Origin of the sequence: Arcobacter vandammei, from assembly GCF_016106035.1 — a bacterium.
Taxonomy (GTDB): domain Bacteria; phylum Campylobacterota; class Campylobacteria; order Campylobacterales; family Arcobacteraceae; genus Aliarcobacter; species Aliarcobacter vandammei.
Window position 1 is genome coordinate 1 of record NZ_JADKPZ010000041.1, and the last position, 2,053, is coordinate 2,053.

Genomic DNA, 2,053 nt, shown 5'->3' on the forward strand with positions numbered 1-2,053 from the left:
TTTGATAATATTCTTTGGCTACTATCTTATTAAACATATTCTCATATATCTAATATTTTAGTTGTGTTTTATCATTTTATTGATATGAAATTTTTTTATTTTAAAATTAAACATTTCTATTTAATTTTACGAAAAAATTTTAAAGACTTTAACATTATATTTTTAAATATCACTAGTTTTTATTAAAACCAGATATAAATCTTATATTTATTACTATATAAAACTTATATCTAATTTCTACTCTTTATTTGTATTTATTAATGGTGGAGAATAGCGGGATCGAACCGCTGACCTCCTGCGTGCAAAGCAGGCGCTCTCCCAGCTGAGCTAATTCCCCAACAGATTACTTATGGTGGGCCTATCAGGACTTGAACCTGAGACCTCACGATTATCAGTCGAGCGCTCTAGCCAGCTGAGCTATAGGCCCATTTACTTCTTCTAAATAATCTTTACAAACTGAATATCTAATCTTATCTCTATTATTCTTTTTTTTATTCATATCTATATTAAGAAACAAATCTTAATATATTTCTCTGAAAGGAGGTGATCCAACCGCAGGTTCTCCTACGGTTACCTTGTTACGACTTCACCCCAGTCGCTGAATCCACTGTGGAAGGTAGCTACCTTAGCATCCCCGCTTCGAATGAGTTCAACTCCCATGGTGTGACGGGCGGTGAGTACAAGACCCGGGAACGTATTCACCGTAGCATAGCTGATCTACGATTACTAGCGATTCCAACTTCATGTAGTCGAGTTGCAGACTACAATCCGAACTGGGAGATATTTTATAAGATTTGCTCCACGTCACCGTATTGCGGCTCATTGTATATCCCATTGTAGCACGTGTGTAGCCCTGGACGTAAGGGCCATGATGACTTGACGTCATCCTCACCTTCCTCCTACTTGCGTAGGCAGTCTCGTTAGAGTTCTCAGCCAAACTGTTAGCAACTAACGACGAGGGTTGCGCTCGTTGCGGGACTTAACCCAACATCTCACGACACGAGCTGACGACAGCCGTGCAGCACCTGTATGCAAGTTTCTGCAAGCAGACACTAATCTATCTCTAAATCATTCTTACTATGTCAAGTCCAGGTAAGGTTCTTCGTGTATCGTCGAATTAAACCACATGCTCCACCGCTTGTGCGGGTCCCCGTCTATTCCTTTGAGTTTTAATCTTGCGACCGTACTCCCCAGGCGGTACACTTAATGTGTTAACTGCATTACTGCAAGGTCTAGCCTCACAACAACTAGTGTACATCGTTTAGGGCGTGGACTACCAGGGTATCTAATCCTGTTTGCTCCCCACGCTTTCGCATCTCAGCGTCAATAATGTTCCAGTAGATCGCCTTCGCAATCGGTATTCCTTCTGATCTCTACGGATTTTACCCCTACACCAGAAATTCCATCTACCTCTCCCACATTCTAGATTAACAGTTTTCAAAGCAGTTCTATAGTTAAGCTATAGGATTTCACTTCAAACTTATCAATCCGCCTACATGCTCTTTACGCCCAGTGATTCCGAGTAACGCTTGCACCCCCCGTATTACCGCGGCTGCTGGCACGGAGTTAGCCGGTGCTTATTCATATAATACCGTCATTATCTTCTCATATAAAAGGAGTTTACGCACCGAAATGTGTCATCCTCCACGCGGCGTTGCTGCATCAGACTTCCGTCCATTGTGCAATATTCCCCACTGCTGCCTCCCGTAGGAGTCTGGACCGTGTCTCAGTTCCAGTGTGACTGATCATCCTCTCAAACCAGTTATGCGTCATCGTCTTGGTAGGCCATTACCCCACCAACTAACTGATACAATACAGGCCAATCTCTTACCAATAAATCTTTCCCTATTTAACTTATGTTAAATAGGAGTATAAGGTATTAGCAATCGTTTCCAATTGTTATCCCTTAGTAAAAGGCATATTACCTATACATTACTCACCCGTGCGCCACTTAGCTGACAATTATAGCAAGCTATAATCCGTTCTCGTTCGACTTGCATGTGTTAAGCACGCCGCCAGCGTTCACTCTGAGCCAGGATCAAACTCTCCATAA

At 42.0% G+C, this 2,053-nt stretch carries 2 tRNA genes and 1 rRNA gene; all 3 read right to left on the reverse strand.

The features are described from left to right. Nucleotides 1–261: 261 nt before the first annotated feature. Nucleotides 262–337 (reverse strand) — tRNA-Ala (locus tag IQC44_RS11345). 13 nt (nt 338–350) lie between these two features. Further along, a tRNA-Ile gene (locus IQC44_RS11350) sits at nt 351–427 on the reverse strand. Between the two features lie 109 nt (nt 428–536). Further along, nucleotides 537–2,053: ribosomal RNA gene (locus IQC44_RS11355) — 16S ribosomal RNA — on the reverse strand.